Source organism: Solirhodobacter olei (assembly GCF_004010155.1).
In the GTDB taxonomy this organism is placed as follows: domain Bacteria; phylum Pseudomonadota; class Alphaproteobacteria; order Rhodobacterales; family Rhodobacteraceae; genus Solirhodobacter; species Solirhodobacter olei.
The window spans coordinates 59,427-81,681 of record NZ_RRYH01000005.1 but is presented as its reverse complement, the minus strand read 5'-3'; the positions used below and the strand labels follow the sequence as shown (position 1 = coordinate 81,681).

The window sequence follows — 22,255 nt, the reverse complement described above, 5'->3', positions numbered from 1 at the left end:
ATGACCCAGACCGCCAGGACGCAGACCAACGAGGACCGGCCGGACGACGATGCCCCCTGGTATGTCGCCCAGCTGCGGCCGAACATGCTCCATATGGCGCTGCGCGGGTTGAACCGTCAGGGGTTCGACGTGTTCCTTCCGAAGTTGCCCTCGAACCCGCGCCGGACCTCCGGGGTGGACCTGCCCTGGGTCCCGCTCTTTCCCGGCTATGTCTTCGTCAGCTTCGATCCCGCCCGTCCGGGCTGGCGCGCGATCAACTCGACCCGCGGCGTCACCCGGCTCGTGGGTTTCGGCACCGAAGGCCCGCGCCCCGTTCCGCCCGGGCTGATCAAGGACCTCCAGCTGCGCTGCAACGAGAACGGCCTTCTGACCCCGCCCGAGACGCTCGGGCCCGGCGACCGCGTCCGCCTGCTGCGCGGCCCCTTCGCCGATTTCGTGGCCACGATCGAGGCCGTCACCCCCGACCGCCGGGTCTGGTTCCTGCTCGACCTCCTCGGCCGCCGCACCCGCGTCGGCGTCGTGCCGGAGGATCTGGTCAGGGCCTGAGTGGGGGACGCGGGCGAGGCCCATGCCGCCCCGGCTCCAAAGGCGATGACAAGGCCGCGCCGCTCCGCTAAGCCGCAGCCATGAGCGAAGCTTCCGCCCCTGATCGCGTCACCATCGTCTCCGTCTGCTACAACAGCATGGCGGTGATCCCTCAGATGCTGGCCTCGCTGCCGCCCTCGTCGCCGGTGGTCCTGGTCGACAACGCGTCCTCTGATGCCGCCGCGCTGGAGGCCGCCGCCGCCCGCCACGGCGCCCGGCTGATCCGCAACCCGGAGAACCGCGGCTTCGGTGTCGCCTGCAACCAGGGCGCGGCCCTCGCGACAACCGAGTATCTGCTTTTCCTCAACCCCGATGCCACCCTCGCCCCTGGCGCTCTGGAGGCGCTGGTCGCCGCCACGGGGCGCTACCCCGGGGCGTCGGGCTTCAATCCCCGCATCGAGGAGGCCGACGGCAGCGCCTATTTCAAGCGCGGATCGGTGCTGCTGCCCCGCGCCGCACGCCTGCCCCGAGGCTGGCCGGAGGCGGATCGCGAAGTCCCTGTCCTCTCCGGGGCCGCGCTCTTCCTGCGCCGCGCCGATTTTGAGGCGGTGGGCGGCTTCGATCCGTTGATCTTCCTCTACCACGAGGACGACGACCTGAGCCTGCGCCTGAAGGCGGAACGTGGCCCTCTCATGTTCATCCGCTCCGCGGTCGTGCGGCACCAGGGCGGCCGATCGAGCGTGCGGAACGCCGAGGTCGCGGCGCTTAAGGCCTGGCACATGGGGCGCAGCCGGGTCTACGCCGCCCGCAAGCACGGCCAGCCCCTCGCCGCCGCCCGCGCCCTTCTTTCCGCTACGACGCAACTCCTCTCGCCGCTGGTCCTGCTGTCGCGGCGCAAGCGGGCCAAGCAGCTGGGCTTCTTCCGGGGGGTGTTGTCGGGGACGCTGGGCAGTTAGGGGCCGACGGGATGAGTGCGCCCTCCACCTGGAAAGTGCTACGCGAACTGGCGCGCCTGGGCCGCCAGATCCGGTGCGCGGCTCGCTAACGCGCTTCGGACAACCCTGTCACGTCCTCGTCCCATCTCGGAAGATCCGGCGCTCCGCGGGGGGGGGGGGGCGTCGTCGTCTCCGGTCAGATTGTCATCTGTCTTGCCTTTCCCCTCGACGCTGACCTCGGACTTCATCGCGAGGCGTTTGCCGCCCTTCGCGCTTTCGGTCATGCCCCGCTCATAGTCTCGAACCTGTTGGTGCCGAAGGCGGATCGGGCCAAGTCGAGGAGACGTTGCCGCGCCTGGCCGGAACGGCCGTATTGTGGCTACGACTTCGGCATGGATCGGCCAGCAACCTCGAAACGACTGAGCCGATGGCTTGAAGGATCCGGAAAGGGCGGAGGAACTTCCGTGGCACCCCCGTCGCGAACAGCACCGCCAATCCGATTCTGCGCAACCGTGCGGCCCGAAGCGTCCGGGCGCATTTTCGGTTGGCCGATTAGACGAATCTAACCCTGCGCCGTGGCGAGGTAGGACCTTCGCACCGTGTGCGTACGCCTGACCACAGCCACGTCACGCGGGTTGATCAGGCGGGTTACTATGCTGAGTTGTGTGAACGAGTACGGGCGAACCCGATCCAAACTTCGCGCAAGGGGTGCTGATCGCGAATCCCCGGCGGAAAACAACGGGTAGTTGGAACAGTACCCAGAAGCGGGTACACCAGCCGAACCGGTCTACACGGATTTGCAATCCGCTGCGTAACCTCTCCGCCAACTCGCCTCGGGCGGCGACCCACGTATACCATGTGTTTATGCCACGCAAGCCATTCCGCGCCGCCGGACGTGGTTGCCGAGGCCGATCTTATGTGGCAATAGTCGGCAAGGAAACTAGACCGACGAGTTCAGACATGCCCGACTTCGCCGCCCGCCGCACCGTCATGGTCGATACCCAGGTCCGTCCCTCCGACGTGACGAAGTTCCCGATCATAGAAGCCATGCTGACCGTGCCGCGGGAGGCCTTCGTTCCGGAAGCCCGGCGCGAGGCCGCCTATGCGGGCGAGAACTTCGCCCTCGGCAACGGCCGGGTGATGCTGGAGCCCCGGACGCTGGCCAAGATGCTCGACGGGCTCGACCTGCAGCAGGGCGAGCGGGTGCTCGATCTCGGCTGCGGCCTCGGCTATTCCGCTGCGCTGATCGCGCATCTGGCGGGCGAGGTCGTCTCGGTCGAGGAGGGCGCGCTGGCGGAGGCCGCGCAGGCCGCGCTCGCCTCCGTGCCGAATGTCACGCTGGTTTCGGGCGCGCCCGCCGCGGGCGCCCCGCAGCAGGGACCCTACGACGCCATCGTCGTCGAAGGTGCGATCGAGGTGCTGCCCGAGGCGATCGCCGCGCAGCTGAAGGAGGGCGGCCGTATCGCCGCGCTCTTCGCCGAGGGCGCGCTGGGCATCTGCCGGATCGGCCACAAGATCGATGGCGCCATCACTTGGCGTTTCTCCTTCAATGCAAATGCCCCGGTCATGCCGGGGTTCGAAAAGGTGCGGGCCTTCGCCCTCTAGGCTGGCGCACGACGAGCAGGAGTGAGGCTGATGCGTAAAGTGACCTTCGGGCGGTTCCTGGCCGCCCTTTCTGCGGCGGCCGTCCTGGCGCCGCAGGTGCAGGCGGAAACGCTGACCGATGCGCTGGTGATGGCCTACCGCCATTCCCACCTTCTGGAAGAGAACCGCGCCGTCCTGCGTGCCGCCGACGAGGGCGTGGCCCAATCGGTTTCCGCTCTGCGCCCGGTGCTCAACTTCGTCGCCCAGGGCAAGGTGCAGACGCCGGCCACGGCCGCGACCTACTACAACAATCTTTACGGCACGCTGGCGCTCTCGGCCTCGATGACGCTTTACGATTTCGGCCGCACCCGCGCCGGGATCAACGCCGCCAAGGAAACCGTCCTGGCGACCCGTGAGGCGCTGGTGGGGGTCGAACAGCAGGTGCTGCTCTCCGCCGTCTCGGCCTATCTCGGCGTGCTGCAGAACAGCCAGACCGTCTCGCTCCAGCAGAACAACGTGAACGTGCTGAAGCAGGAGCTGAAGGCGACGCAGGACAAGTTCGACGTGGGCGAGGTCACCAAGACCGACGTCGCCCAGGCCCAGGCCGCGCTGGCCCAGGCCAGCGCCGGGCTGGTCGCCGCCCGCGGCAATTACGAGGTCGCGCGCGAGGCTTTCAAGGCCGCCACCGGCAGCTACCCGACGAAGCTGAGCCCGCCGCCGACGGCGCCCGCCACGGCCAAGAACCTCGCCGCCGCCCAGGCCATCGCGGTGCGCGAGCATCCGTCCGTCCTGCAGGCCCAGCACCAGGTCGAGGCCGCCAAGTGGAACGTCGAGCGTGCCAAGGACGGCACCCGCCCGAACCTCTCGGCCACCGCCGAGGCCGGCATCGACAACAAGAGCAACAGCGGCAACACGCTGAGCGTTACGCTGACCCAGCCGATCTATGCCGGCGGCAAGATCTCCTCGGCCTACCGTCAGGCCGTCGCCAACAGCGACCAGGCCATGGCCGCGCTGATGCAGACCACGGTGGGTGTGCAGCAGAACGTCGACAACGCCTGGTCGCAGCTCTCCGTCGCGCGCTCCTCCATCGTGGCCAACCGCGAGCAGGTCCGCGCCGCACAGGTCGCCTTCGAGGGCGTCCGGGAAGAGGCCAAGCTCGGCTCGCGCACCACGCTCGACGTGCTGACGGCGGAACAGACGCTGCTGAACGCCAAGGTCTCGCTCGTCAATGCCGAGACGACGCAGGAGCAGGCCGTCTATTCGCTTCTGGCCTCGATGGGCCTTCTGACCGCCGATCACCTGAAGCTCGGCGTGCCCAGCTACGACCCGGCCGCCTATTACAATGCCGTGCGGCACGCGCCCGCCTCCGGGCTCAGCTCGCAGGCCAAGGCGCTCGACCGCATCATGAAGCGGATTGCGGGGCAGTAACCGCCACCCGTTGTTGTATCCCGACCCCTTCGGCGGTAGAGTTCCATCGGGGGCAGTAGGGATGCAGGCATGTCGGATCGCATGACGAATACCGAGATCGAGGATGTCCTCTCCTCGATCCGTCGGCTGGTCTCGGAGGAGCAGCGCTACCCGTTCCGTTCGGAACGCGGCGCCCGCACGGAAACGCCCGCGCCGGCGACGTCGGGGGAACCGGTTGATAAACTGGTGCTTACCCCGGCCTTCCGGATCCCCCAGGATCCGCCCGCAGCCTCCCCGGCGCCGCAGTCGGCCGCCAATGACGACGCGGCCGAAAGCCCTGAGCCCGCCGCCCCGGCGCTGCATGACCGCATCGCGGTGCTCGAAGCGACCGTGACCAGCGCCACGGGCGAGTTCGAGCCTGACGGCTCCGAGGTCGCGCCTTCTGCCTATCTCTCCGAACCGCTGCCCGAGCCGCAGGACGAGGACGAGGCCGCCGAGGCCCCGATGGCCGTCTCTGCCGAGGAGGAGCCCCCCGAGCCGCCGCTGGCCTTCACCGCCCGCAGCCGCGCCTATCGCGACGAAGCGGAGGATACGGCGCCCGAAGCCGCCCCCGCTGCGCCCGCGGCCCCCGGGCCGGCGACCGCCGGCTGGCAGAAGAAGCCCGAGCCGGTACCGCAGTTTGCCCATCACCGCTCGGCGGGCGAGGGCCCCGAAGCCGCGCCCCCCGAAGCCACGCCCGTCTTTGGGGAGACCGAGCCGGAAGAGCTGGACGAGGAGGCGCTGCGCGAGATCATCCGCTCGGTGATCCGCGAGGAACTTCAGGGCACGCTCGGCGAACGGATGACCCGCAACCTGCGCAAGCTGATCCGGGCCGAGATCAAGCTCGCTCTGGCGGGCCAGCAGTTCGGCGGCGAGTGACCCGCCGGGGCCGGCTGGCCCCGTTCCGTATCCCGCGTGACCGTCAAAAGGGCAGGGGGCCCGCAGGCCCCACTGTGGCGCTCGCAGCCCCGTCGCTCATGCAGCGCTGTCGCTTGTACTCCCGGCACTGCCCAGCCCGAACCTCAACCCGCCGCCCGAAATGCAAAACGCGCCCCGGAGGGGCGCGCACTGCCTTGGCCGGATTGGCCCGGTGGTTCAGGCGGCTTCCGCCTGCTCCAGCTCGGCCGCGTGGCGGCGTTCGCTTTCCTCGCGCGACAGCGCGACGGAGGTCCGCACGCCCTTGGCCACGAATTCCATCAGGCCCTTCACCACGCGCTCGTTCGGGTCGATCCCGGCGCAGGAGAGCACTTCACGGCCGTCCCGCGACCGCGCCCAGCGGGCGATCTGGTCCGGGCCGTTGCCGTACTTCTTGTCGTCGGCAATCGCATCGTCCAACGCCGCGAGCACAACGGCGGCGAACAGCTTGCGCGCCCGCTGGCCTTGCTCGTGGTTGAACGCGGTGCCGTCAACGAGATCGAACATCATATCGTCCTTTATTCTTGCTCTTGCGTCTGCCGGGTGTCCGGCGAATATGGCGGTTTCGGCCCGATTCGGTATCCCCACAAGGGAATGTCAGATATGCGTCAGCGGCATATCTTGGGTGCCTTACCACAGCATTTCGTCTGAATGCCCCCTGGAGACCGTCCATATATAGCGCGCAGCCCCTTTCCATCAAGCATTTGATGAAGAATCTGCGACATCGGCGAAGCCTCGCCGTGAAGTCCACGCCAAGGCCCCGTTTTCGCCCGGTTTTGTCACGCCGGATGCGGGTTTGGACCCGTCTTCCGCCGCAGCCTCAGCCGACTCGGCGCAGCCGCGCCGCGCCCGCCGTCATCTCGCCCTCGGCCCGGTCGAAGCGCAGATGCGCCAAGGCCTTGCCGCCGGCCTGGGTAAACAGCGTGCCGGCCTCCTTCTCTCCCGCGAGGATCGCCGTGCCCGGTGCTGCCGCGCCCTCGATCTCGACCTGGGCGAGACCCTTGCGCAGCTCGGTCTTGTGCTTCATCCGCGCCGTGACTTCCTGGCCGACATAGCAGCCCTTCCGAAAGTCGACGCCGTGCAGCCGCTCGAACCCCACCTCCAGGATATAGGTGTCATCCGGGATCAATTCGACCCCTGTCTCGGGGATCATCTCGGCCACGCGTAGCGCATCCCAGTCGACCGGCTCCTCCGGCCCCGGATCCGCGGCGTAGAGCCGCCAGCCGAGCGCCGGATGGCGCGGGTCCGCCACTGCGCCCTCCGGCGGCGTGCCAAGGCCCCGGCGCACGCTCAGCCCGCTCTCCGCGATCTGCACATCGGCGCGCAGCTTGTACATCGTCAGCCGGCGCACAAGCGCATCGGCAAGATCGGCCTTCACATCGAGAAGGACCGACTCGCCGTCAGGGATCAGCAGAAAATCGGCAAGGTACTTGCCCTGCACCGTCAGCAGCGCGGCATAGACCGGCCCCTCCGCAAGGCGGCGGACGTCATTCGTCACCAATCCCTGCAGGAATGTTTCCCGATCCTTGCCCGTCAGGCGCAGGATGCGGCGATCGTTCGGGCCGGCTGACATTTTTTTCTCCCCATGGCACGTCCCCGACATATAGGATCACAACCGCAAGGGAACAGGGAGAAGGCGATGCGCGCGCCCGTGTCGGTGGTGATCGCGGTGACGAATGGCGAAGCGATGCTGGCCCGTCAGTTCTCCGTTCTTGGCGAGGCGCTGGCCGACGGGCTGATCCGCGAGGTCATCGTGGTCGACGGCGGTTCGAAGGACGGCACGCTGGAGCTGGCCGAGGCCGCGGGCGCGGTGATCCTGAAGGACTCGCCCGTGCGGGCGGAGGCCTTGCAGCGCGGGATCGCCGGGGCCTCCGGCGAATGGCTGCTGATCCCCGCGCCGGACACGCTGCCCGCCCCGGGCTGGACCGAGGGCCTGCTGCGCCACCTCGAAACCGCCGCCGGAACCCTGGGCCGGCTGCCCGCCCGCCCCGCCGGCGGCGGGCTCTGGAACCGGCTGCGGCCGGGGCGGCCGTGGCTGCTGATGCCGCAGGCCCTGGCCTCCGGGCCGGCGGCGGCGATGGGGCGCGGGGTGCGGCTGAAGTGAGCGAAGGCCGGGGGCGCTGCCCCCGGACCCCCGGAGTATTTCCGCCAGGAAAAAGCGGGCGTTGCGCCGCAGGGCAGGGCACCGTCCCGATTTGCGGTATTTTACGGTGCGAAAGCTGTGCGAAAACGGTGCTGAATCGGTAGCCGGATTTCTCAGCGTTTCCAGGCTTTTGCGGGCGGTCAGGTGACGTCGGTCATCTTCAGCGGCATGTCGTCATGCACCGGCACCGTCTGCCGCTCGATCATCCGATGCACCCTCGGGCGTGCCTCGCCCTTGTGCATCGCCCAGATCCGCTCGGCCACGTCGGCATCCGCCTGCACCCGCCGCTCCTGATGTCGGACATAGTCCGTCCAGGTCGGGACATGGTAGCTTTCAGTCCAGAGCTCGGGGTTTTCGAGATCCCGCAAAAGCGCCCATTGCCGCGCCCCGTCGCGGATGCGGATGCGGCGGCGCTGGCGCATAAGGCCCAGGAATTCCTCGACATCTTCCTGCGCGATCTCGTAGTCGATCATCACCATGACCGGGCCGGAGCGGCCGCGCAGGTCCAGCTTCAGCGCCGGTTCGCGCCAGGCGCCGACGGGGTCGAGGTTGAGGTTGTCGAACTCCGCCATCCCCATCCAGCGCCCGGCGAAGACCCCCGCCAGCAGCACCGCGCCGGAAACAGAGAGCGACCAGACCGGCCCGTGCAGGTCCGACAGCGCGCCCCAGAGCCAGCTGCCCGCCGCCATGCCGCCGAAGGTGGCCGTCTGGTAGAACGACAGCGCCCGCGCCACCACCCAACGCGGCGTCGAAAGCTGCACCGTCACGTTGAAAAGCGACAGCGCCAGCACCCAGGCAGCCCCGCAGATCATCAGCGCCGGAACGCTGGTGATCAGCATCCGGGAAGCCGCCAACCCCTCGACTCCAATGGCAAATCCCAGGAAAGCCAGGCGCACCATCGCCTCGTTCCTGAGCCGGGCGGAGAGCCGGCTGGAGGCCAAAACCCCGCCGATTGCCCCCACCCCGAAGGCGCCCAGCAGGATCCCGTAGGTCAGCGCCGTGCCCTTCAGCACATCCGCGGCCACCACCGGCAGCAGCGCCAGCACCGAGGAGGCCGCCAGCCCGAAAAGCGCGCCCCGCGCCATCACCCGCATCAGCGCCGGCGACATCGAGACATAGCGCAGCCCCGAGCTCAGCGCGGTCCCCAGCGCCTCGCGCGGCAGGTGCTTGTCGCGCGGCGGCGCCTTCCAGCGCATCAGCGCCGTGATCAGGGCCGAATAACTCACTGTATTGACGGCAAAAGCCGCGCCCGCGCCGAAGGCTGCGACGATCACGCCCCCCAGCGCCGGCCCGACGGAGCGCATCAGGTTGAACCCCATGGAGTTCAGAGAAACCGCCCCGCGCACCAGATTCCGCGGCACGATATCGCCCACCGAGGCCTGCCAGGCGGGGCTGTAGAGCGCGGTGCCGCAGCCGGTGAGGAAGGTCAGCGCAAGCACGATCCAGGGCGTCACCATCCCGGTATAGACCAGCAGGGCCAGCACGCCAGAGACGACCAGCATGAAGACCTGCGCCGACACCAGGATCGTCCGGCGGTCGAAATTATCCGCAAGCGCCCCGGCAAGAATGGAAAAAGCCATCAGCGGCAGGACGTTGGCCGCCTGCACCAGGGCCACCATGCCGTTCGAGGCGGCGAGCTGCGTCATCAGCCAACCGGAGCCGACGGTCTGGATCAGCGTGCCGAGGTTTGAGACGTTGGACCCGATCCACAGTTCCCGGTAGCTCCGGTTCGCCAACGGCGCAAACACCGGTTGGCGGGTCTGTCCTCTCAACTCCTGGTCCATCTGGCCCCTCCGCTGCGCTGATATGACGCCTCTGCGGCGGGAAGCTCAACCCCCCACCGGGCGCAGCGAGCCGCTTGCCGCACTGCCGGAAATCCGCTTCAGTGCCGCCATGACAGGACCCCGCTTCACCCCCCTGGCCGAGAGCCTTCCCGCCACCGTCCCCTTCGTCGGGCCGGAGACCCAGGAACGCGCCTCTGGCCGCCCCTTCACCGCCCGGATCGGGGCCAACGAATCGGTCTTCGGTCCCTCGCCGAAGGCCATCGCCGCGATGCAGGCTGCGGCCGCCGACTGCTGGATGTACGGCGACCCGGAGAACCACGACCTTCGTCACGCGCTTGCCGCGCATCATGGCGTGGCGCCGGAAAACATCATGGTGGGCGAGGGGATAGACGGTCTTCTGGGCTATCTCGTCCGCCTCCTGGTTGGCCCCGGCGACCCGGTCGTGACCTCTGACGGCGCCTACCCGACCTTCAACTTTCACGTCGCGGGCTATGGCGGCACGCTCCACAAGGTGCCCTACCGCGACGATGCCGAGGATCCGGAGGCGCTGATCGCGCTCGCCCGCGAGGTCCACCCCAAGCTCATCTACCTCGCCAACCCCGACAACCCGATGGGCGGCGCCCATGGCGCGGCGCGGATCCAGTCTATGATCGGCGCGGTGCCGGAGGGCAGCCTCCTCGTGCTCGACGAGGCCTATATCGACCTCGCCCCCGAAGGCACCGCGCCGCCGATCGACCCAGGCGATCTGCGGGTGATCCGCATGCGCACCTTCTCAAAGGGCTACGGCATGGCAGGCGCGCGGGTGGGCTATGCCATCGGCGCGCCGGGAGTGATCTCTGCCTTCGACAAGATCCGCAACCATTTCGGGATGAGCCGGATCAGCCAGGCCGGCGCGCTCGCCGCGCTGGCGGACCAGGGCTATCTCGCCGGGGTGAAGACCAAGGTCGCCCAGGCCCGCGACCGGATCGGCGCGATCGCAAAGCAGAACGGGTTGGTGCCGCTGCCCTCGGCCACGAATTTCGTGACCATCGACTGCGGGCGGGACGGCGCCTTCGCCCGGCGCGTGCTCGATGGGCTGGTGGCGCGCGGGATTTTCGTGCGCATGCCCTTCGTCGCGCCGCAGAACCGTTGCATCCGGGTGAGCTGTGGTACCGATCCGATGCTCGATGCCCTCGCCGGGGCCCTGCCAGAGGCGCTCGTCGCGGCCCGCCAGGGCTAGAACAGCGCCTGGAACAGCCGCAGCGGCAGCAGCGGGCCGGCGCGGAAGATCAGCGCAAACGGGTAGGGGAACGAGGTCGCGAAGCGCCGGCGCCGGATTGCGCGATGGACCCGCTCGGCCGCCGCCTCGGGCGACATGATCGAGGGCATGCGGAAGCTGTTCTGCTTGGTCAGCCGCGTGTCGATAAAGCCCGGGTTTACCACCTGCACCGATACGCCCGTGCCGCGCAGGTCGGCGCGCATGTTCTCGGCCAGGTGCATCAGCGCGGCCTTGCTCGCGCCGTAGCCGATGGAACCGGGCAAGCCCCGGAACCCTGCAAGCGAGCCGATCAGAATGACGCGCCCCGCCCCCCGCGCGCAAAACCCCGGCACCACCGCGCCCAGAACCCGCAGCGCGCCGATGAAATTCGCCTCCGCCACGGCGACAGAGGCCTCCGCCTGCCACTCCCGCGCCGACATGGGCGTGTAGAGGCCGACACAATAGATGATCCCGTCGACCGGCCGCGCCTCCGCCACCGCCGCGCCGACGGAGGCCGGGTCGGTCACGTCCATCACCACCGCGCGGGCGTCGCGCAACTCGGCCGCCAGCGCCTCCAGCCGCTCGGCATTGCGGGCCGAGAGGATCAGAGAGGCGCCCTCGGCGTCGAGCCGCTTCGCCAAGGCCCGGCCGAGCCCCTCGCTCGCGCCGACGATCCACCAGCAGGCGGCCCGGGTCGGGCCGGGAGCGGGGGCCTCAGGCATGGGCCAGCTCCACCTGCACCACGTCGGCACGGCCAAGCGCGAAGCTCGCGGCGCAGATGTGCAGGTAGTAGCGCCAGCTGCGCAGGAAGCCCTCGCCCCGGCCGAGGGCGCGGATGCGCGGGGCGGCGGCCTCCAGCCGCTCCACCCAGGCGCGGCAGGTGTCGGCGTAATGGCTGCCGAAGGCGAAGTTGTCGGTGACCTTCATGCCCGCCAGGCGAGCCTGTTCGGCGATGCTCGCGTCTGAAAGCAGCATGCCCCCCGGGAAGGTGTGATGGCGGATGTAGTCCGAGCGGCGGGAGTAGCCCTCGAAATTGGCATCCGGCACGGTGATCGCCTGCAGCACGGCCCGGCCGCCGGGGGCGAGGCGCTCGCGCAGCATGGCGAAATAGGTCGGCCAGTAGCGCAGGCCCACCGCCTCCACCATCTCGATCGAGACGACGGCGTCGAACCGCCCGCCCGCGTCGCGGTAGTCCTGCAGCCGGATCTCCGCCCGCCCGTCGAGCCGCGCATCGGCATAGCCCTTCTGGGCGGGAGAGATCGTGAGGCCGGTGACATGTCGCCCGCTCTCGGCGGCGCGCTCGGCGAAACCGCCCCAGCCGCAGCCGACCTCCAGCACCCGTTCCACCGAGGGGCCGATGCGGTCGAGGATGCGGTCGTACTTGCGCGCCTGCGCCCGCTCCAGGTCGTCGCCCGGCGCGTAGAGGGCGGAGGAATAGGTCATCGTCCGGTCGAGCCAGAGCTGGTAGAACTCGTTGCCCACGTCGTAATGCGCCCGGATGTTGCGCGAGGCGCCGCGGCGGGAATTGGCGCGCAGCACCCGGTCGATCGCGCGCAGCTTCAGCCGCTGGAACGCCCCGGGGGACGCGGCGGGACCGAGGCGGGAGAGGTTCGTCAGCGCCAGCGAGGCTACCCCCTCGATCGAGGGGGCGTCCCAGAGGCCGGCGACATAGGCCTCGCCGAAGCCGATATCGCCCCGCGCAGCGACGGCGCTTGCCACGGCCCAGTCGTTGATGTGGATCTCGGCCTCCGGCCCGGCGCTGCCGAAGTCATGGCGTTCCCCCTCCGGGGTGATCAGCCGAAGCCGGCCTTCCGAAAGGCAGGCGCAGGCGTCGAGGAAATCGCGTTTCAGGCGGCGGGTGGCGAAGGGGATCATCGGCTGACCTCATGTGCGGGCGGAAGCGGCCGCGCGCGGTAGGCCGCGCCCTTGGCGCGCAGGCGCAGCGCATTCAAGTAGATGAGCGCGAGCGTGCGCAGCGGGCCGAAAGGACGGCGCAGCGCCGCGGCAAGGATCGCGCGGTTGGTGAGCGGCGCGCGCGGGCCGGTGAGCGTGGCGATCACGCCCTCGGGCCCGTCAGACAGTGCTATGCGGATGGCGATCCGCGCCGCGGTGATGTCGAAGGCGAAGCTGTAGCCGCCTGCGACGTCCTGAAAGGGCGAGACATGGAACACCTTCCGCGCGGCCAGCCGATCGGCCGGGCCGATGGGCTCGAACCCCTCGCGCGCGCAGAGATAGGAGTGGCGCTCGCCGAAGGTGTTCGACACCTCCGCGATCACGGCGCGCAGCGCCGCGCCCTCGAAGGCCAGCCAGAAGCTCACCGGGCAGAACCAGACGCCAAGGAAACGCGGCTGGGTGAGGAGACGGAGCGACAGCCCCTCCGGCGCGCCCGCCTCGGTCAGAGCGCGGCGCGCCCAGGCGGCGCCTTCGCCTGCACCGCGGACCCCGCCATGGCAGCGGTCATCGACCGAAGCGAGGTTCACCGCGTTCCGCGAGAAGAGCCAGGGTCCCTGCCGCGTCTCGGGGTCGATCAGCACGTAATCGGTGCGGTATCGGAAGGCATGTGCGATGGACCCGCGCCGCGCGTGGGTGGTCTCGCCCGCCACATGTTCGGGCCAGGCGCTCATGCCTGCACCTGAGCCATCGCCCGGGCAATGCGGTGGGCCGAGGCAAAGCCGTCCTCGTGGAAACCGAAGCGCAGCCAGGCCCCGGCATACCAGGTGCCCTGCGCGCCGTTCATGGCCGAGATCGCCTCCTGCGCCGCCAGTGCCGCGCGGTCAAAGACCGGATGGGCGAACGTCACCTCGTTATAGATCAGCCGCGGGTCGATCGGGCGCTGCGGGTTCAAGGTGACGAAAAGCGGATCGTTCTCGGGGATGTTCTGGAGCCGGTTCATCCAGTAGGTCACGCCGACGCCCGCGTTCTCGCCCCGCCGCTCCGACTGGTAGACCCAGGAGGACCAGCAGGCCCGGCGGCGCGGCATCTGGCCGGGGTCGGCATGAAGGACGGCGCGGTTCGGCCGGTAGGCCACCGCCGATAGCGCCGAAAGCTCGGCCGCCGATGGATCGCGCAGCAGGTGGAGCGCCTGGTCCGAATGGCAGGCCATGACGACCGCGTCGAACCGTTCGGGCAGGCCGCCTTCGGCACGGATCGTCACGCCGGTCTCGTCGCGGCTGACGCTGCGGACGGGGCAGGAGGTGCGGATCTCGACCCCGATCATCTTAAGTCGGGCGGATAGGCGGCGGACATATTCGACGCTTCCGCCGGAAACGGTCCACCACTGGTGCTGGCCCTTGGGTGAAAGAAGAGCGTGGTTGCGGAAGAAGCGCAGCAGGCTTTTCGCCGGGAACGCCCCCACCTCCGCCGCCGGCGTCGACCAGATCGCACCGCAGATCGGCATCAGGTAATTGCGCCGGAACGCCTCTCCCAGGCCGAGGGCTCGGGTCAGTTCCGCCACCGTCATCTCGGGCCGGCTCTCGGCCAGCGCCTCGGCCTCGGCGTTGAAGCGCAGGATATCGCGCAGCATGGCGAGGAAGCCCGGCCGGAGGAGGTTGCGCCTCTGGGCGAAAAGCGCGGGGAGACTTCGGAGCGCATATTCCAGCCGCCCGCCGTCGAGGCTGGCGCCGAAGCTCATGTCGCTCTTCTCGACCGGCACGTCGAGTTCGGCGAACAGGCGGGTCAGATGGGGGTAATTGGCATAGTTGAAGACGATGAAACCCGTATCGACCGCCTGGTCGCCGCGCTTGCCGGCCACGACCGTGCGGGCATGACCGCCAAGCCGCGGCTCGGCCTCCATCAGCGTCACCTGACGCCCGGGCGCCAGCAGAAGCGCCGTCGCCATCCCCGATATGCCGCCGCCGATAACGGCGACGCGGCGGGGCACTGGGCCATTGAGATCTGGCGGGGCATCGAAGGACATCAGGTCTTCCTTGGATCGCTTGGACTTTTCATCAGGAGATTACGATTTTGTCGAGCCGACGGATCACCGGTGATCCAACCATTGGCCCTGAGCGTAGAAGGGCTATGCTGAGCGGGATAGACATCCAGAAGGGGCAGGGCCCAAGCGCCGTCTTCGGACGGAGAGGGGGGGCTGTGCCGCGCAGGCAGGGCGCGCACATGGAGCCGGAAGCGATCGCGGGGGCACTCTCTCCGCCAACCGAATGGCTGATCGCCGTACGCGATCGCCGCGACCGCGCGGCGTTTGGGAAGCTCTTTGACCATTTCGCGCCGCGTCTGACGGCGATGATGCTGAAATCAGGCATGACCCGGGCCATGGCCGACGACCTGGTTCAGGACGTGCTGCTGACCGCCTGGACCAAGGCCGGGCAGTTCGATCCGAGCCGGGCCCAGGCCTCGGCCTGGATCTACCGCATCGCCCGTAACCGCCAGATCGACCACCTGCGGCGCGAGCGCCGGCCCCTGCCGGACGCGCTTGCCCTGCCAGAGGAGGCGGACGAGACCGATGCCGCCCAGACCCTCGCCCTCGACCAGGAGGCCCGCGCATTGCGCGCGGCACTCGAGAAGCTGGCGCCCGAACAGCGCCAGATGATCGAGCAGTCCTTCCTGGGCGATCTGACCCACACAGAGATCCGCGAGCGCACGGGCGTGCCGCTCGGGACCATCAAATCGCGCATCCGGCTGGGGTTGGAGCGGTTGCGCCATGAGCTGAAGGAACTTCGCTGACCATGCCGCCGGTTCAACATCATATCCCGGAGGATATCGTCCAGGCCTACGTGTCCGGCCGTCTGCCCCATGCCTTCGCCGTTGTCGTGGCCGCGCATCTGTCGCTATGCGATGCCTGCCGCGCGACGGCCGAGGCGCAGGAGGCGCTTGCGGGCGCGGCGCTTGACGCGCTGCCATCCGATGCGGCGCCCGATGCCGATCTCCGTGCCCGCACCCTGGCCGCGCTCGACTCCGTCGAGGCTCTTCCACGCGAGGCGATGCCCATCCCCGCACCCGCCGGGATCTATCCGTCCGCAGTGATGGCCGAACTGGGCGGCCGCCCGCCGCGCTGGAAAAGCCTCGGCGCCGGGATCCGCCAGACCATCCTGACCGCGGGGCCGGAGGGGTCGGTGCGGCTTCTCTACATCCCCGGCGGCAAGGCGGTTCCGGATCACGGCCACAACGGGCTGGAGATGACGATGGTCCTGCAGGGTGCCTTTCAGGACATCACCGGCAAATACGCGCGCGGCGACGTGCAGGTGGGCGATCCGGATCTGGAACATACGCCGATCGCGATGGAGGGAGAGGCCTGCATCTGCCTCGCCGCGACCGACGCGCCGCTGCGCTTTAACGCCCTCGTGCCGCGGCTGCTCCAGCGCGTCTTCCGTATCTGACCGGGCTGCCCGGCCGGCCGGCGTCTCAGGGGATGCCACCGGCCATGCTGCCCGCCGCTCACCCAACGCCGTGCCGTCTTGTCCCGCCTGCTGTGATCCATCCGGCGCGCTGCCGCGTAGGGGATGCGAAAGGAGACACCATGCAGATCCTCGTCCTCTATCTGGTGACCGCCGGCATCTTTCTCGCGCTCGATGCGGTTATGCTGAAGCTGGTCATGCGCCCGATCTTCGAGGCCCAGATCGGCCCGCTGATGGCCGATCCGCTGCGTCTCGGCGCGGCGGCGGTGTTCTACCTCGGCTATGTCGCGGGGCTGTTGTGGCTGGTTTCGCTCCCGGCCCTGCGCGCGGGCTCGCCGGGCCAGGCGCTGGTCGCAGGCGCGGTTCTGGGGGCGATGGCCTACGGGACCTATGAATTCACGAGCTACGCAATCATGCGGGACTGGTCGCCGCGGATGGTGGCGGTCGATGTGACCTGGGGCGCCGTGCTGACCGCCATCTCCGCCTGGGCAGGGGTGGCGGCGCTGCGTGCTCTGCAGGTGGGCTGAACGGACCGCTCCCGAGCGGCTGGGGCGCGGGGGCCTCAGGCCTCCGCCACCACGGCCGCCGCTGCTTCCAGCGCGCCCTTGCCATGCGGCACGCCGAGGCTCTTCAGCCCGGCATCCATCACCGCAAGGGCGCCCAGCGTCATATGGGCGTTCACATGCCCCATGTGCGCGACCCGCAGGAAGCCGTGGTAGGCGGTCTCGTTCGGCTCGGCCATACCAAGGCCGATCCCAAGCGTGACGCCTGCCTGCTGCTCGCACCAGTTCCGCAGATTCGTGCCGAAGGGCGCGCCGATCCGCGCGGCTGTCACCGAATGGCCGCGATAGGCGGGATCGGCGACGTTGAGCGCGATGTCCGGATTGCCTGCGTTCCAGGCCCCGAAGGCCGCCCAGACCGCACGGGCGAGGCGGGCATGACGGGCCCAGGCGGCCTCCAGCCCCTCCTCGTGGACCAGCATGGTCAGCGCCTCGGCGAGGCCGAAAAGATGATGCGTCGGCGCGGTGCCGCAGAAATGCTGGTAATAGCCATCGGGCGCGGCGCGCGGGCCCCAGTCCCAGTAGGGCGTGGCGAGATCGCCGCCGCGGCAGCGCTCCCGCGCCTTGTCGGAGAACCACACAAAGCCGAGGCCGGGGGGCGTCATCAGCCCCTTCTGGCTCGCCGCAACCAGCACGTCGACGCCCCAGGCATCCATCCGCATCTCGTCGCAGCCGAGCGATGCGATGGCATCGACCGCCAGCAGCGCCGGGTGGCCGGTCGCGTCGATTGCCTTGCGGATCGCCACGATGTCGTTGCGCACCGAGCTTGCGGTGTCGGTCTGGGTGGTCAGCACCACCTTTATCTCGTGACCCGCATCGGCCCGAAGCGCGGCCTCCAGCCGGGCCAGATCCACCGTCGACGAGCGGCCGAAGTCGAGCACGTCGACCTCCACCCCCATCCGCCGCGCGGCATCGGCCCAGCCGATCCCGAAGCGCCCGGTGGCGAGCGACAGCGCCTTCTCGCCGCGCGAGAAAAGGTTGGCGATCGCGCCTTCCCAGGCTCCGTGGCCATTGGCGATGTAGATGGCCACATTGGCCTTCGTGCCCGCCACGGTCTTCAGGTCCGCGACGATCCGGGCCGTCTTCTCGATCAGATCGCCCTCGTAGATGTTCGGCGCCGGGCGGTGCATCGCGGCAAGCACGCGATCGGGCACCACCGAGGGGCCGGGGATGGCAAGATAGGGACGACCGTTGGCGAGGTTCATGTCTGGGCTCCGTAGCGCGGCCCGACAGAGCTAGATCGGGGCCGCACCGGCGTCAATGCAGCTCGGGCCGCGGAGCGGGTGAAGGCGGGCGCTGCCCCCGCCTGCGGCACCCACCGGGATATTTTCGAGCAGAAGAAAGACGATAGCCCGCCCTCTGCCCGAAAACACCGCGTGGGTGCACGCGGCCGCGCTCAGCCGAGCTCGGCCAGCCGCTTCAGTGCGGCGGAGAGCTTCTCCGCCTCGTCTTCGCCCTGTTCGAGCTTGGCGCGGGTCTCGTCCACCACGTCTTCCGGGGCGCTCTCGACGAACTTCGGGTTGCCCAGCCGCCCGCGCAGCCCGCCGAGATCCTTCTGAAGCTTCTCCAGCGTCTTGGCGAGACGCGCGCGCTCTTCGGCGATGTCGATGATGCCGGCAAGCGGGATCGCGAAGGCGCCGCCCTCGACCGCGATGGTCAGCGCCCCCTTGGGCGCCTCGGCGGCTTCCGAGATGCCCTCGATCCGGGCGAGGCGCTTGAGCAGCGCCTCGTTCCGGCCGAGCGCGCCGCGGCCGGCCTCGTCGAGCGACAGCTGGACCATGTCGAGCTTGAGGCCGACCGGCACATGCACCTGGGCCCGAGCGGACCGGATCTCCTCGATCAGCCCCACGACCCAGTTCATCTCACGGTCCGCGGCGGCGTCGATCATCTCGGAGCCGTAGGTGGGCCATTCGGCGTGAACCAGCGGCTTCGCGCGGGTGCCGGTGGTGGCCCAGAGCTCCTCGGTGATGAAGGGCATGATCGGATGCAGCAGGATCATGCACTGGTCGAGAACCCAGGCCATCGTCTCGCGCGTCTCGCCCGCCGTCTCCGGATCGTCGAAAAGCGGTTTGGCGAATTCCACGTACCAGTCGCAGACCTTGCCCCTGGTGAAGGCATAAAGCGCGTTGGCCGCCGCGTCGAAGCGGAAGCCGTTGAGCGCCTCGTCCACGGCCTCGCGGACCCGCGCGGTCTCGCCCAGGATCCAGCGGTTGACGGTGGCTTTCGGTTCAGGCGGGGCGGTGCGCGTGGCGTGGCCTTCCCAGACGCCGTTCATCTCGGCGAAGCGGCAGGCGTTCCAGAGCTTCGTGGTGAAGTTCCGGTAGCCGGCGACCCGCTGGGTGGACAGCTTCAGGTCGCGCCCCATGGCGGCCATAGCGGTCAGCGTGAACCGGACGGCGTCGGCGCCGTATTCATCGATCAGCTCCAGCGGATCGAGGACGTTGCCCAGCGACTTCGACATCTTCTTGCCCTTCTCGTCGCGGACGAGGGCATGGACATAGACGGTGTGGAAGGGGATCTGATCGACCACGGCGAGCTGCATCATCATCATCCGGGCGACCCAGAAGAAGATGATGTCGAAGCCGGTGACGAGGACCGAGGTCGGGAAGTATTTCTGCAGCTCCGGCGTCTCTTCCGGCCAGCCCAGCGTACCGATCGGCCAGAGGCCGGAGGAGAACCAGGTGTCAAGGACGTCCGGCTCGCGCCAGAGCGAGACCGAGGACTCCGAATTGCTGAAGCTTTCGAGCTGGTCCTCGAGCGCGGCAGAGAAATCGGCCTTCTCGTGGACGGTCCCGACGCCGTAGAACTTGCGCGCCTGTGCGGCGACTTCTTCGAAGCTGGCCCCGCAGAAGACCTTCTGGTTCTCGGCCGAATAGTCGGCCGTGCCGTCCTTTTCGACGCCGGGCCCGTACCAGACCGGGATCTGGTGCCCCCACCAGAGCTGGCGGGAAATGCACCAGGGCTCGATGTTCTCCAGCCAGTGGTAATAGGTCTTGGCGTCGCGCTCCGGCAGGATGCGGGTGTAGCCGGCGGTCTCGTCGAACTGGCCCGCCTCCTGCGCTGCCATGCCGCGGCGGACGGCGTCGAGCGCCGGTTCCACGATCTTGGCGGTGTCGACGAACCACTGGTCGGTCAGGAAGGGTTCGATCGCGACCTTGGAACGGTCGCCATGGGGGACCATGTGGCGCTCGGCGTCGATGCCGTCGAGCCAGCCCTCGTCGCCGGCCAGCGTGACAAGCGCCTCGCGCGCCTCGTAGCGGTCGCGGCCGTCGAACATCTCGATGGCGGCGGCGATCTGGTCTTCCGGACAACCTTCGGCGAAATCGGCGTTGCCCTGCAGCGCGATGGCGGCGCGGGTGTCCATGATGTTGATGACCCGCAGGCCCGTGCGCTGGCCCACGCCCCAGTCGTTGAAATCATGCGCGGGGGTGATCTTGACGCAGCCGGTGCCCTTGTCGGGGTCGGCATAGGCATCGCCCACGATCGGCACGCGGCGGCCGGTGATCGGCAGAACGACATGCTTGCCGATCAGGTGCTCGTAGCGAATGTCGTCGGGATGGACGGCAACACCGGTGTCGCCCAGCATCGTCTCCGGCCGGGTGGTGGCGACGACGAGGTAGTCGCGCGTTTCCCATTCCGTCGCGCGGCCATCTTCGTCGAAGGCCACGGGATGTTCGTAGGTCGCCCCGTCGGCCAGCGGGTAGCGCAGGCGCCAAAGGTTGCCGTTCAGCTCGACCTGTTCGACCTCGAGATCCGATATCGCGGTTTCGAAATGCGGATCCCAGTTCACCAGCCGCTTGCCGCGGTAGATCAGGCCCTTGTTGTAGAGCTCGACGAAGACCTTGATGACCGCGTCGTGGAAGTTGCCCTTGTCGGTCGCCGGTGCGCCGGGCGCGCCGGACATGGTGAAAGCGTTGCGCGACCAGTCGCAGGAGGCGCCGAGGCGCTTGAGCTGCTCGACGATGCGGCCGCCGGACTGTGCCTTCCACTCCCAGACCTTCTCGAGGAAAGCCTCGCGGCCCATCTCGCGGCGCGACGGTTGCTGGCTGCGCGCCAGCTCGCGCTCGACGACCATCTGGGTGGCGATGCCGGCATGGTCCTGCCCGGGCTGCCAGAGCACGTCATGCCCGCGCATCCGGTGCCAGCGGGTCAGGATGTCCTGCAGCGTGTTGTTGAACGCGTGGCCCATGTGGAGCGAGCCGGTCACATTCGGAGGCGGGATCATGATGCAGAAGGGCTCGGCGCCCGGCTTGGCATTGGCGCCTGCTGCGAAGGCGCCGGCCTGATCCCAGGCGGCATAGAGGCGGGCTTCCGCCTCGGCGGCGTCGAAGGTCTTTTCCATCGGCATCGTCAGTTCCTCGGTTCTCGCGCCCTGATAGCCTTGGACGGGCGAAAGGCCAAGGGGACTGACGGATTGCGGTGCTCCGTGGGTAGGAAAGCGGTCGTGCTAGCTGCCCGCGATCGCCGCCTCGATCGCCGCGATGTCGATCTTGCCCATCGTCATCATAGCCTCCATCGCGCGCTTGGCGGCGGCGCGGTCGGGATTGCCGATCGCCTCCATCAGCACCCGGGGGGTGATCTGCCAGTGCAACCCGAACCGGTCGCTGCACCAGCCGCAGGCGCTTTCCTTGCCGCCATTGCCGGTGATCGCGGCCCAGTAGCGGTCCGTCTCCTCCTGCGTATCGGTGAGAACCTGGAACGAGACCGCCTCGTTGAACTTGAAATTCGGCCCGCCGTTCAGGCCGAGGAAGGGACGGCCGAGGATTGTGAAGTTGACCGTGATCTCCTCGCCCTCCCGCGTGCCAGGATTGTCGGCGGGGGACGCGAAGCCCTGGCCGACGTGGCTGTCGGGGAAGGTGTCGGCGTAGAATTCGGCCGCCTCCCGCGCCGTGCCGTCGAACCAGAGGCAGGTGACGAGGTCGTTGGGCATCTGTCTGTCTCCCTCTCTCACTTCGGGCCGACGACGGCGAAATGCGCCCCCTGCGGATCGGTTCCCTGGACGACATAGGCGCCGCCCGGCACCTCCATCATCCCGCGGGTAACGCTGCCGCCCGCTGCCGGGATGGCGGCTGCCGCGGCCTCTGCCCCCGGAACGCCGAAATACGGCAGCCAATGCGGCGGCACGCCTTCGCCGGGATTGAACACACCGCCGATGTCGGCGCCATCGTGGTGGAGGATGTGGTAGAAGCCCATCGGCCCCATATCCATCCGCCGGCTCTCGGTCCAGCCGAAGAGCTTGCCGTAGAAGGCCAGCGCCCCTTCTGGATCCGGGGTGTAGAGCTCGTGCCAGTTGCCGTGGCCCGTCTTCGCCTGGTTGAAGGCGCTGCCCTCGCTGCCGGGTGTGGGCTGCAGCAGCGCGAAGACCGCGCCCTGCGGATCGGCAAGCACGGCGAAGCGGCCGACACCGGGAATATCCTCCGGCGCCTTGAAGATCTTGCCCCCCGCCATCTTTGCGGCCTGCGCTGTCGCATCGCAATCGGGCGTGGCGAAATAAAGTGTCCAGCAGGGCGGTATGTCGGGCAGAGACATCAGCCCCGCCACCATTGAGCCGTCGATCTGGCCGAGGCGATAGTCGAACCCGTCCATCCCGGCGCTGCCGACGCTCCAGCCGATGATCCTGCCGTAGAAGGCCTCCGCCGCATCCAGATCGGGCGTGTTGAGCTCGTACCAGCAGGGCGCGCCAAGCTGTGTTCCGGTCATCTGTGGCTCCTTTCCTCGGATGGGCGGGCGATTCCCGCACCCCCCAAGGCTGCCCTTGATAGTTACATTAAACAA

General features: G+C 68.8%; 21 protein-coding genes. 10 read left to right on the top strand and 11 right to left on the bottom strand.

The window, feature by feature from the left end:
- The 5 genes from nusG to EIP85_RS04520 all read left to right on the top strand — a co-directional run bounded on the left by nusG (nt 1) and on the right by EIP85_RS04520 (nt 5,369).
- On the top strand, nt 1-546 hold the full coding sequence (gene nusG, locus EIP85_RS04540) for a transcription termination/antitermination protein NusG (protein WP_127900975.1): 546 nt from the start codon (nt 1-3) through the stop codon (nt 544-546).
- A gap of 80 nt (nt 547-626) precedes the next feature.
- The gene (locus EIP85_RS04535; RefSeq protein WP_127900974.1) at nt 627-1,481 is read left to right on the top strand and encodes a glycosyltransferase family 2 protein; all 855 of its coding nucleotides are present in this window, start codon (nt 627-629) and stop codon (nt 1,479-1,481) included.
- A 939-nt stretch (nt 1,482-2,420) separates the two neighbouring features.
- Nucleotides 2,421-3,065: a protein-L-isoaspartate O-methyltransferase family protein gene (locus EIP85_RS04530; RefSeq protein ID WP_127900973.1), complete on the top strand. Its 645-nt coding sequence runs from the start codon at nt 2,421-2,423 to the stop codon at nt 3,063-3,065.
- Between the two features lie 30 nt (nt 3,066-3,095).
- The gene (locus EIP85_RS04525; protein ID WP_127900972.1) at nt 3,096-4,472 is read left to right on the top strand and encodes a TolC family outer membrane protein; all 1,377 of its coding nucleotides are present in this window, start codon (nt 3,096-3,098) and stop codon (nt 4,470-4,472) included.
- Nucleotides 4,473-4,541: 69 nt separating this feature from the next.
- Entirely contained in the window at nt 4,542-5,369 is an 828-nt protein-coding gene (locus EIP85_RS04520) for a hypothetical protein (protein WP_127900971.1), read from the top strand.
- A 216-nt stretch (nt 5,370-5,585) separates the two neighbouring features.
- Here EIP85_RS04520 and EIP85_RS04515 read toward each other — a convergent pair whose 3' ends face one another.
- Together EIP85_RS04515 and ygfZ are read right to left on the bottom strand one after the other, a co-directional pair.
- On the bottom strand, nt 5,586-5,912 hold the full coding sequence (locus EIP85_RS04515; RefSeq protein ID WP_127900970.1) for a DUF6280 family protein: 327 nt from the start codon (nt 5,910-5,912) through the stop codon (nt 5,586-5,588).
- Nucleotides 5,913-6,225: 313 nt separating this feature from the next.
- The gene (gene ygfZ / locus EIP85_RS04510; RefSeq protein WP_127900969.1) at nt 6,226-6,978 is read right to left on the bottom strand and encodes a CAF17-like 4Fe-4S cluster assembly/insertion protein YgfZ; all 753 of its coding nucleotides are present in this window, start codon (nt 6,976-6,978) and stop codon (nt 6,226-6,228) included.
- 66 nt (nt 6,979-7,044) lie between these two features.
- Here ygfZ and EIP85_RS04505 point away from each other — a divergent pair, with 66 nt between their 5' ends.
- A complete protein-coding gene (locus tag EIP85_RS04505; protein ID WP_164871638.1) occupies nt 7,045-7,509 on the top strand; it encodes a glycosyltransferase in 465 nt (154 codons plus the stop codon).
- 179 nt (nt 7,510-7,688) lie between these two features.
- On the opposite strand, the gene EIP85_RS04500 is transcribed toward EIP85_RS04505, so the two are convergent.
- Nucleotides 7,689-9,332 (bottom strand): MFS transporter, encoded by a 1,644-nt coding sequence (locus tag EIP85_RS04500; protein ID WP_127900967.1) that lies wholly within the window; start codon nt 9,330-9,332, stop codon nt 7,689-7,691.
- A 109-nt stretch (nt 9,333-9,441) separates the two neighbouring features.
- Here EIP85_RS04500 and EIP85_RS04495 point away from each other — a divergent pair, with 109 nt between their 5' ends.
- Nucleotides 9,442-10,551, top strand: coding sequence for a pyridoxal phosphate-dependent aminotransferase (locus tag EIP85_RS04495; RefSeq protein WP_127900966.1), 1,110 nt, complete (start codon nt 9,442-9,444; stop codon nt 10,549-10,551).
- On the opposite strand, the gene EIP85_RS04490 is transcribed toward EIP85_RS04495, so the two are convergent.
- The 4 genes from EIP85_RS04490 to EIP85_RS04475 are packed head-to-tail and all read right to left on the bottom strand — an operon-like array spanning nt 10,548 to nt 14,485.
- Nucleotides 10,548-11,291, bottom strand: a complete 744-nt coding sequence (locus EIP85_RS04490; RefSeq protein ID WP_127900965.1) for an SDR family NAD(P)-dependent oxidoreductase — start codon at nt 11,289-11,291, stop codon at nt 10,548-10,550. The two genes, EIP85_RS04495 and EIP85_RS04490, sit on opposite strands and share 4 nt — an antisense overlap.
- Entirely contained in the window at nt 11,284-12,441 is a 1,158-nt protein-coding gene (locus EIP85_RS04485; RefSeq protein WP_127901171.1) for an SAM-dependent methyltransferase, read from the bottom strand. Before EIP85_RS04485 ends, EIP85_RS04490 begins: the two co-directional genes overlap by 8 nt.
- Nucleotides 12,441-13,193 (bottom strand): DUF1365 domain-containing protein, encoded by a 753-nt coding sequence (locus tag EIP85_RS04480; protein WP_127900964.1) that lies wholly within the window; start codon nt 13,191-13,193, stop codon nt 12,441-12,443. The genes EIP85_RS04485 and EIP85_RS04480 overlap by 1 nt, the downstream gene beginning before the upstream one ends.
- Complete coding sequence (locus EIP85_RS04475; RefSeq protein ID WP_127900963.1) at nt 13,190-14,485, bottom strand: NAD(P)/FAD-dependent oxidoreductase; 1,296 nt, start codon at nt 14,483-14,485, stop codon at nt 13,190-13,192. The genes EIP85_RS04480 and EIP85_RS04475 overlap by 4 nt, the downstream gene beginning before the upstream one ends.
- Nucleotides 14,486-14,682: 197 nt before the next feature.
- Here EIP85_RS04475 and EIP85_RS04470 point away from each other — a divergent pair, with 197 nt between their 5' ends.
- The 3 genes from EIP85_RS04470 to EIP85_RS04460 all read left to right on the top strand — a co-directional run bounded on the left by EIP85_RS04470 (nt 14,683) and on the right by EIP85_RS04460 (nt 16,447).
- Entirely contained in the window at nt 14,683-15,249 is a 567-nt protein-coding gene (locus tag EIP85_RS04470; protein WP_241559889.1) for a sigma-70 family RNA polymerase sigma factor, read from the top strand.
- Nucleotides 15,250-15,251: 2 nt separating this feature from the next.
- Nucleotides 15,252-15,902 carry a ChrR family anti-sigma-E factor gene (locus EIP85_RS04465; protein WP_127900961.1) on the top strand — a complete coding sequence of 217 codons (651 nt, stop codon included), beginning with the start codon at nt 15,252-15,254 and terminating at the stop codon, nt 15,900-15,902.
- 140 nt (nt 15,903-16,042) lie between these two features.
- The gene (locus EIP85_RS04460; RefSeq protein ID WP_127900960.1) at nt 16,043-16,447 is read left to right on the top strand and encodes a DUF2177 family protein; all 405 of its coding nucleotides are present in this window, start codon (nt 16,043-16,045) and stop codon (nt 16,445-16,447) included.
- A gap of 35 nt (nt 16,448-16,482) precedes the next feature.
- On the opposite strand, the gene EIP85_RS04455 is transcribed toward EIP85_RS04460, so the two are convergent.
- The 4 genes from EIP85_RS04455 to EIP85_RS04440 all read right to left on the bottom strand — a co-directional run bounded on the left by EIP85_RS04455 (nt 16,483) and on the right by EIP85_RS04440 (nt 22,180).
- Complete coding sequence (locus tag EIP85_RS04455; protein WP_127900959.1) at nt 16,483-17,685, bottom strand: pyridoxal-phosphate-dependent aminotransferase family protein; 1,203 nt, start codon at nt 17,683-17,685, stop codon at nt 16,483-16,485.
- 191 nt (nt 17,686-17,876) lie between these two features.
- Nucleotides 17,877-20,828, bottom strand: a complete 2,952-nt coding sequence (locus tag EIP85_RS04450) for a valine--tRNA ligase (protein WP_127900958.1) — start codon at nt 20,826-20,828, stop codon at nt 17,877-17,879.
- A 99-nt stretch (nt 20,829-20,927) separates the two neighbouring features.
- Nucleotides 20,928-21,410 carry a VOC family protein gene (locus tag EIP85_RS04445; RefSeq protein ID WP_127900957.1) on the bottom strand — a complete coding sequence of 161 codons (483 nt, stop codon included), beginning with the start codon at nt 21,408-21,410 and terminating at the stop codon, nt 20,928-20,930.
- A 17-nt stretch (nt 21,411-21,427) separates the two neighbouring features.
- Nucleotides 21,428-22,180, bottom strand: coding sequence for a VOC family protein (locus EIP85_RS04440; protein ID WP_127900956.1), 753 nt, complete (start codon nt 22,178-22,180; stop codon nt 21,428-21,430).
- Nucleotides 22,181-22,255: the final 75 nt, after the last annotated feature.

What these genes read in the sequence shown, in the direction of transcription:
- ygfZ (WP_127900969.1), bottom strand. Translation starts at nt 6,978, where the DNA reads ATGTCAGCCGGCCCGAACGATCGCCGCATCCTGCGCCTGACGGGCAAG.
- EIP85_RS04530 (WP_127900973.1), top strand. Translation starts at nt 2,421, where the DNA reads ATGCCCGACTTCGCCGCCCGCCGCACCGTCATGGTCGATACCCAGGTC.
- EIP85_RS04535 (WP_127900974.1), top strand. Translation starts at nt 627, where the DNA reads ATGAGCGAAGCTTCCGCCCCTGATCGCGTCACCATCGTCTCCGTCTGC.
- EIP85_RS04460 (WP_127900960.1), top strand. Translation starts at nt 16,043, where the DNA reads ATGCAGATCCTCGTCCTCTATCTGGTGACCGCCGGCATCTTTCTCGCG.
- EIP85_RS04470 (WP_241559889.1), top strand. Translation starts at nt 14,683, where the DNA reads ATGGAGCCGGAAGCGATCGCGGGGGCACTCTCTCCGCCAACCGAATGG.
- EIP85_RS04480 (WP_127900964.1), bottom strand. Translation starts at nt 13,193, where the DNA reads ATGAGCGCCTGGCCCGAACATGTGGCGGGCGAGACCACCCACGCGCGG.
- EIP85_RS04450 (WP_127900958.1), bottom strand. Translation starts at nt 20,828, where the DNA reads ATGCCGATGGAAAAGACCTTCGACGCCGCCGAGGCGGAAGCCCGCCTC.
- EIP85_RS04505 (WP_164871638.1), top strand. Translation starts at nt 7,045, where the DNA reads ATGCGCGCGCCCGTGTCGGTGGTGATCGCGGTGACGAATGGCGAAGCG.
- EIP85_RS04490 (WP_127900965.1), bottom strand. Translation starts at nt 11,291, where the DNA reads ATGCCTGAGGCCCCCGCTCCCGGCCCGACCCGGGCCGCCTGCTGGTGG.
- nusG (WP_127900975.1), top strand. Translation starts at nt 1, where the DNA reads ATGACCCAGACCGCCAGGACGCAGACCAACGAGGACCGGCCGGACGAC.
- EIP85_RS04525 (WP_127900972.1), top strand. Translation starts at nt 3,096, where the DNA reads ATGCGTAAAGTGACCTTCGGGCGGTTCCTGGCCGCCCTTTCTGCGGCG.
- EIP85_RS04445 (WP_127900957.1), bottom strand. Translation starts at nt 21,410, where the DNA reads ATGCCCAACGACCTCGTCACCTGCCTCTGGTTCGACGGCACGGCGCGG.
- EIP85_RS04440 (WP_127900956.1), bottom strand. Translation starts at nt 22,180, where the DNA reads ATGACCGGAACACAGCTTGGCGCGCCCTGCTGGTACGAGCTCAACACG.
- EIP85_RS04465 (WP_127900961.1), top strand. Translation starts at nt 15,252, where the DNA reads ATGCCGCCGGTTCAACATCATATCCCGGAGGATATCGTCCAGGCCTAC.
- EIP85_RS04520 (WP_127900971.1), top strand. Translation starts at nt 4,542, where the DNA reads ATGTCGGATCGCATGACGAATACCGAGATCGAGGATGTCCTCTCCTCG.
- EIP85_RS04475 (WP_127900963.1), bottom strand. Translation starts at nt 14,485, where the DNA reads ATGTCCTTCGATGCCCCGCCAGATCTCAATGGCCCAGTGCCCCGCCGC.
- EIP85_RS04495 (WP_127900966.1), top strand. Translation starts at nt 9,442, where the DNA reads ATGACAGGACCCCGCTTCACCCCCCTGGCCGAGAGCCTTCCCGCCACC.
- EIP85_RS04455 (WP_127900959.1), bottom strand. Translation starts at nt 17,685, where the DNA reads ATGAACCTCGCCAACGGTCGTCCCTATCTTGCCATCCCCGGCCCCTCG.
- EIP85_RS04515 (WP_127900970.1), bottom strand. Translation starts at nt 5,912, where the DNA reads ATGTTCGATCTCGTTGACGGCACCGCGTTCAACCACGAGCAAGGCCAG.
- EIP85_RS04500 (WP_127900967.1), bottom strand. Translation starts at nt 9,332, where the DNA reads ATGGACCAGGAGTTGAGAGGACAGACCCGCCAACCGGTGTTTGCGCCG.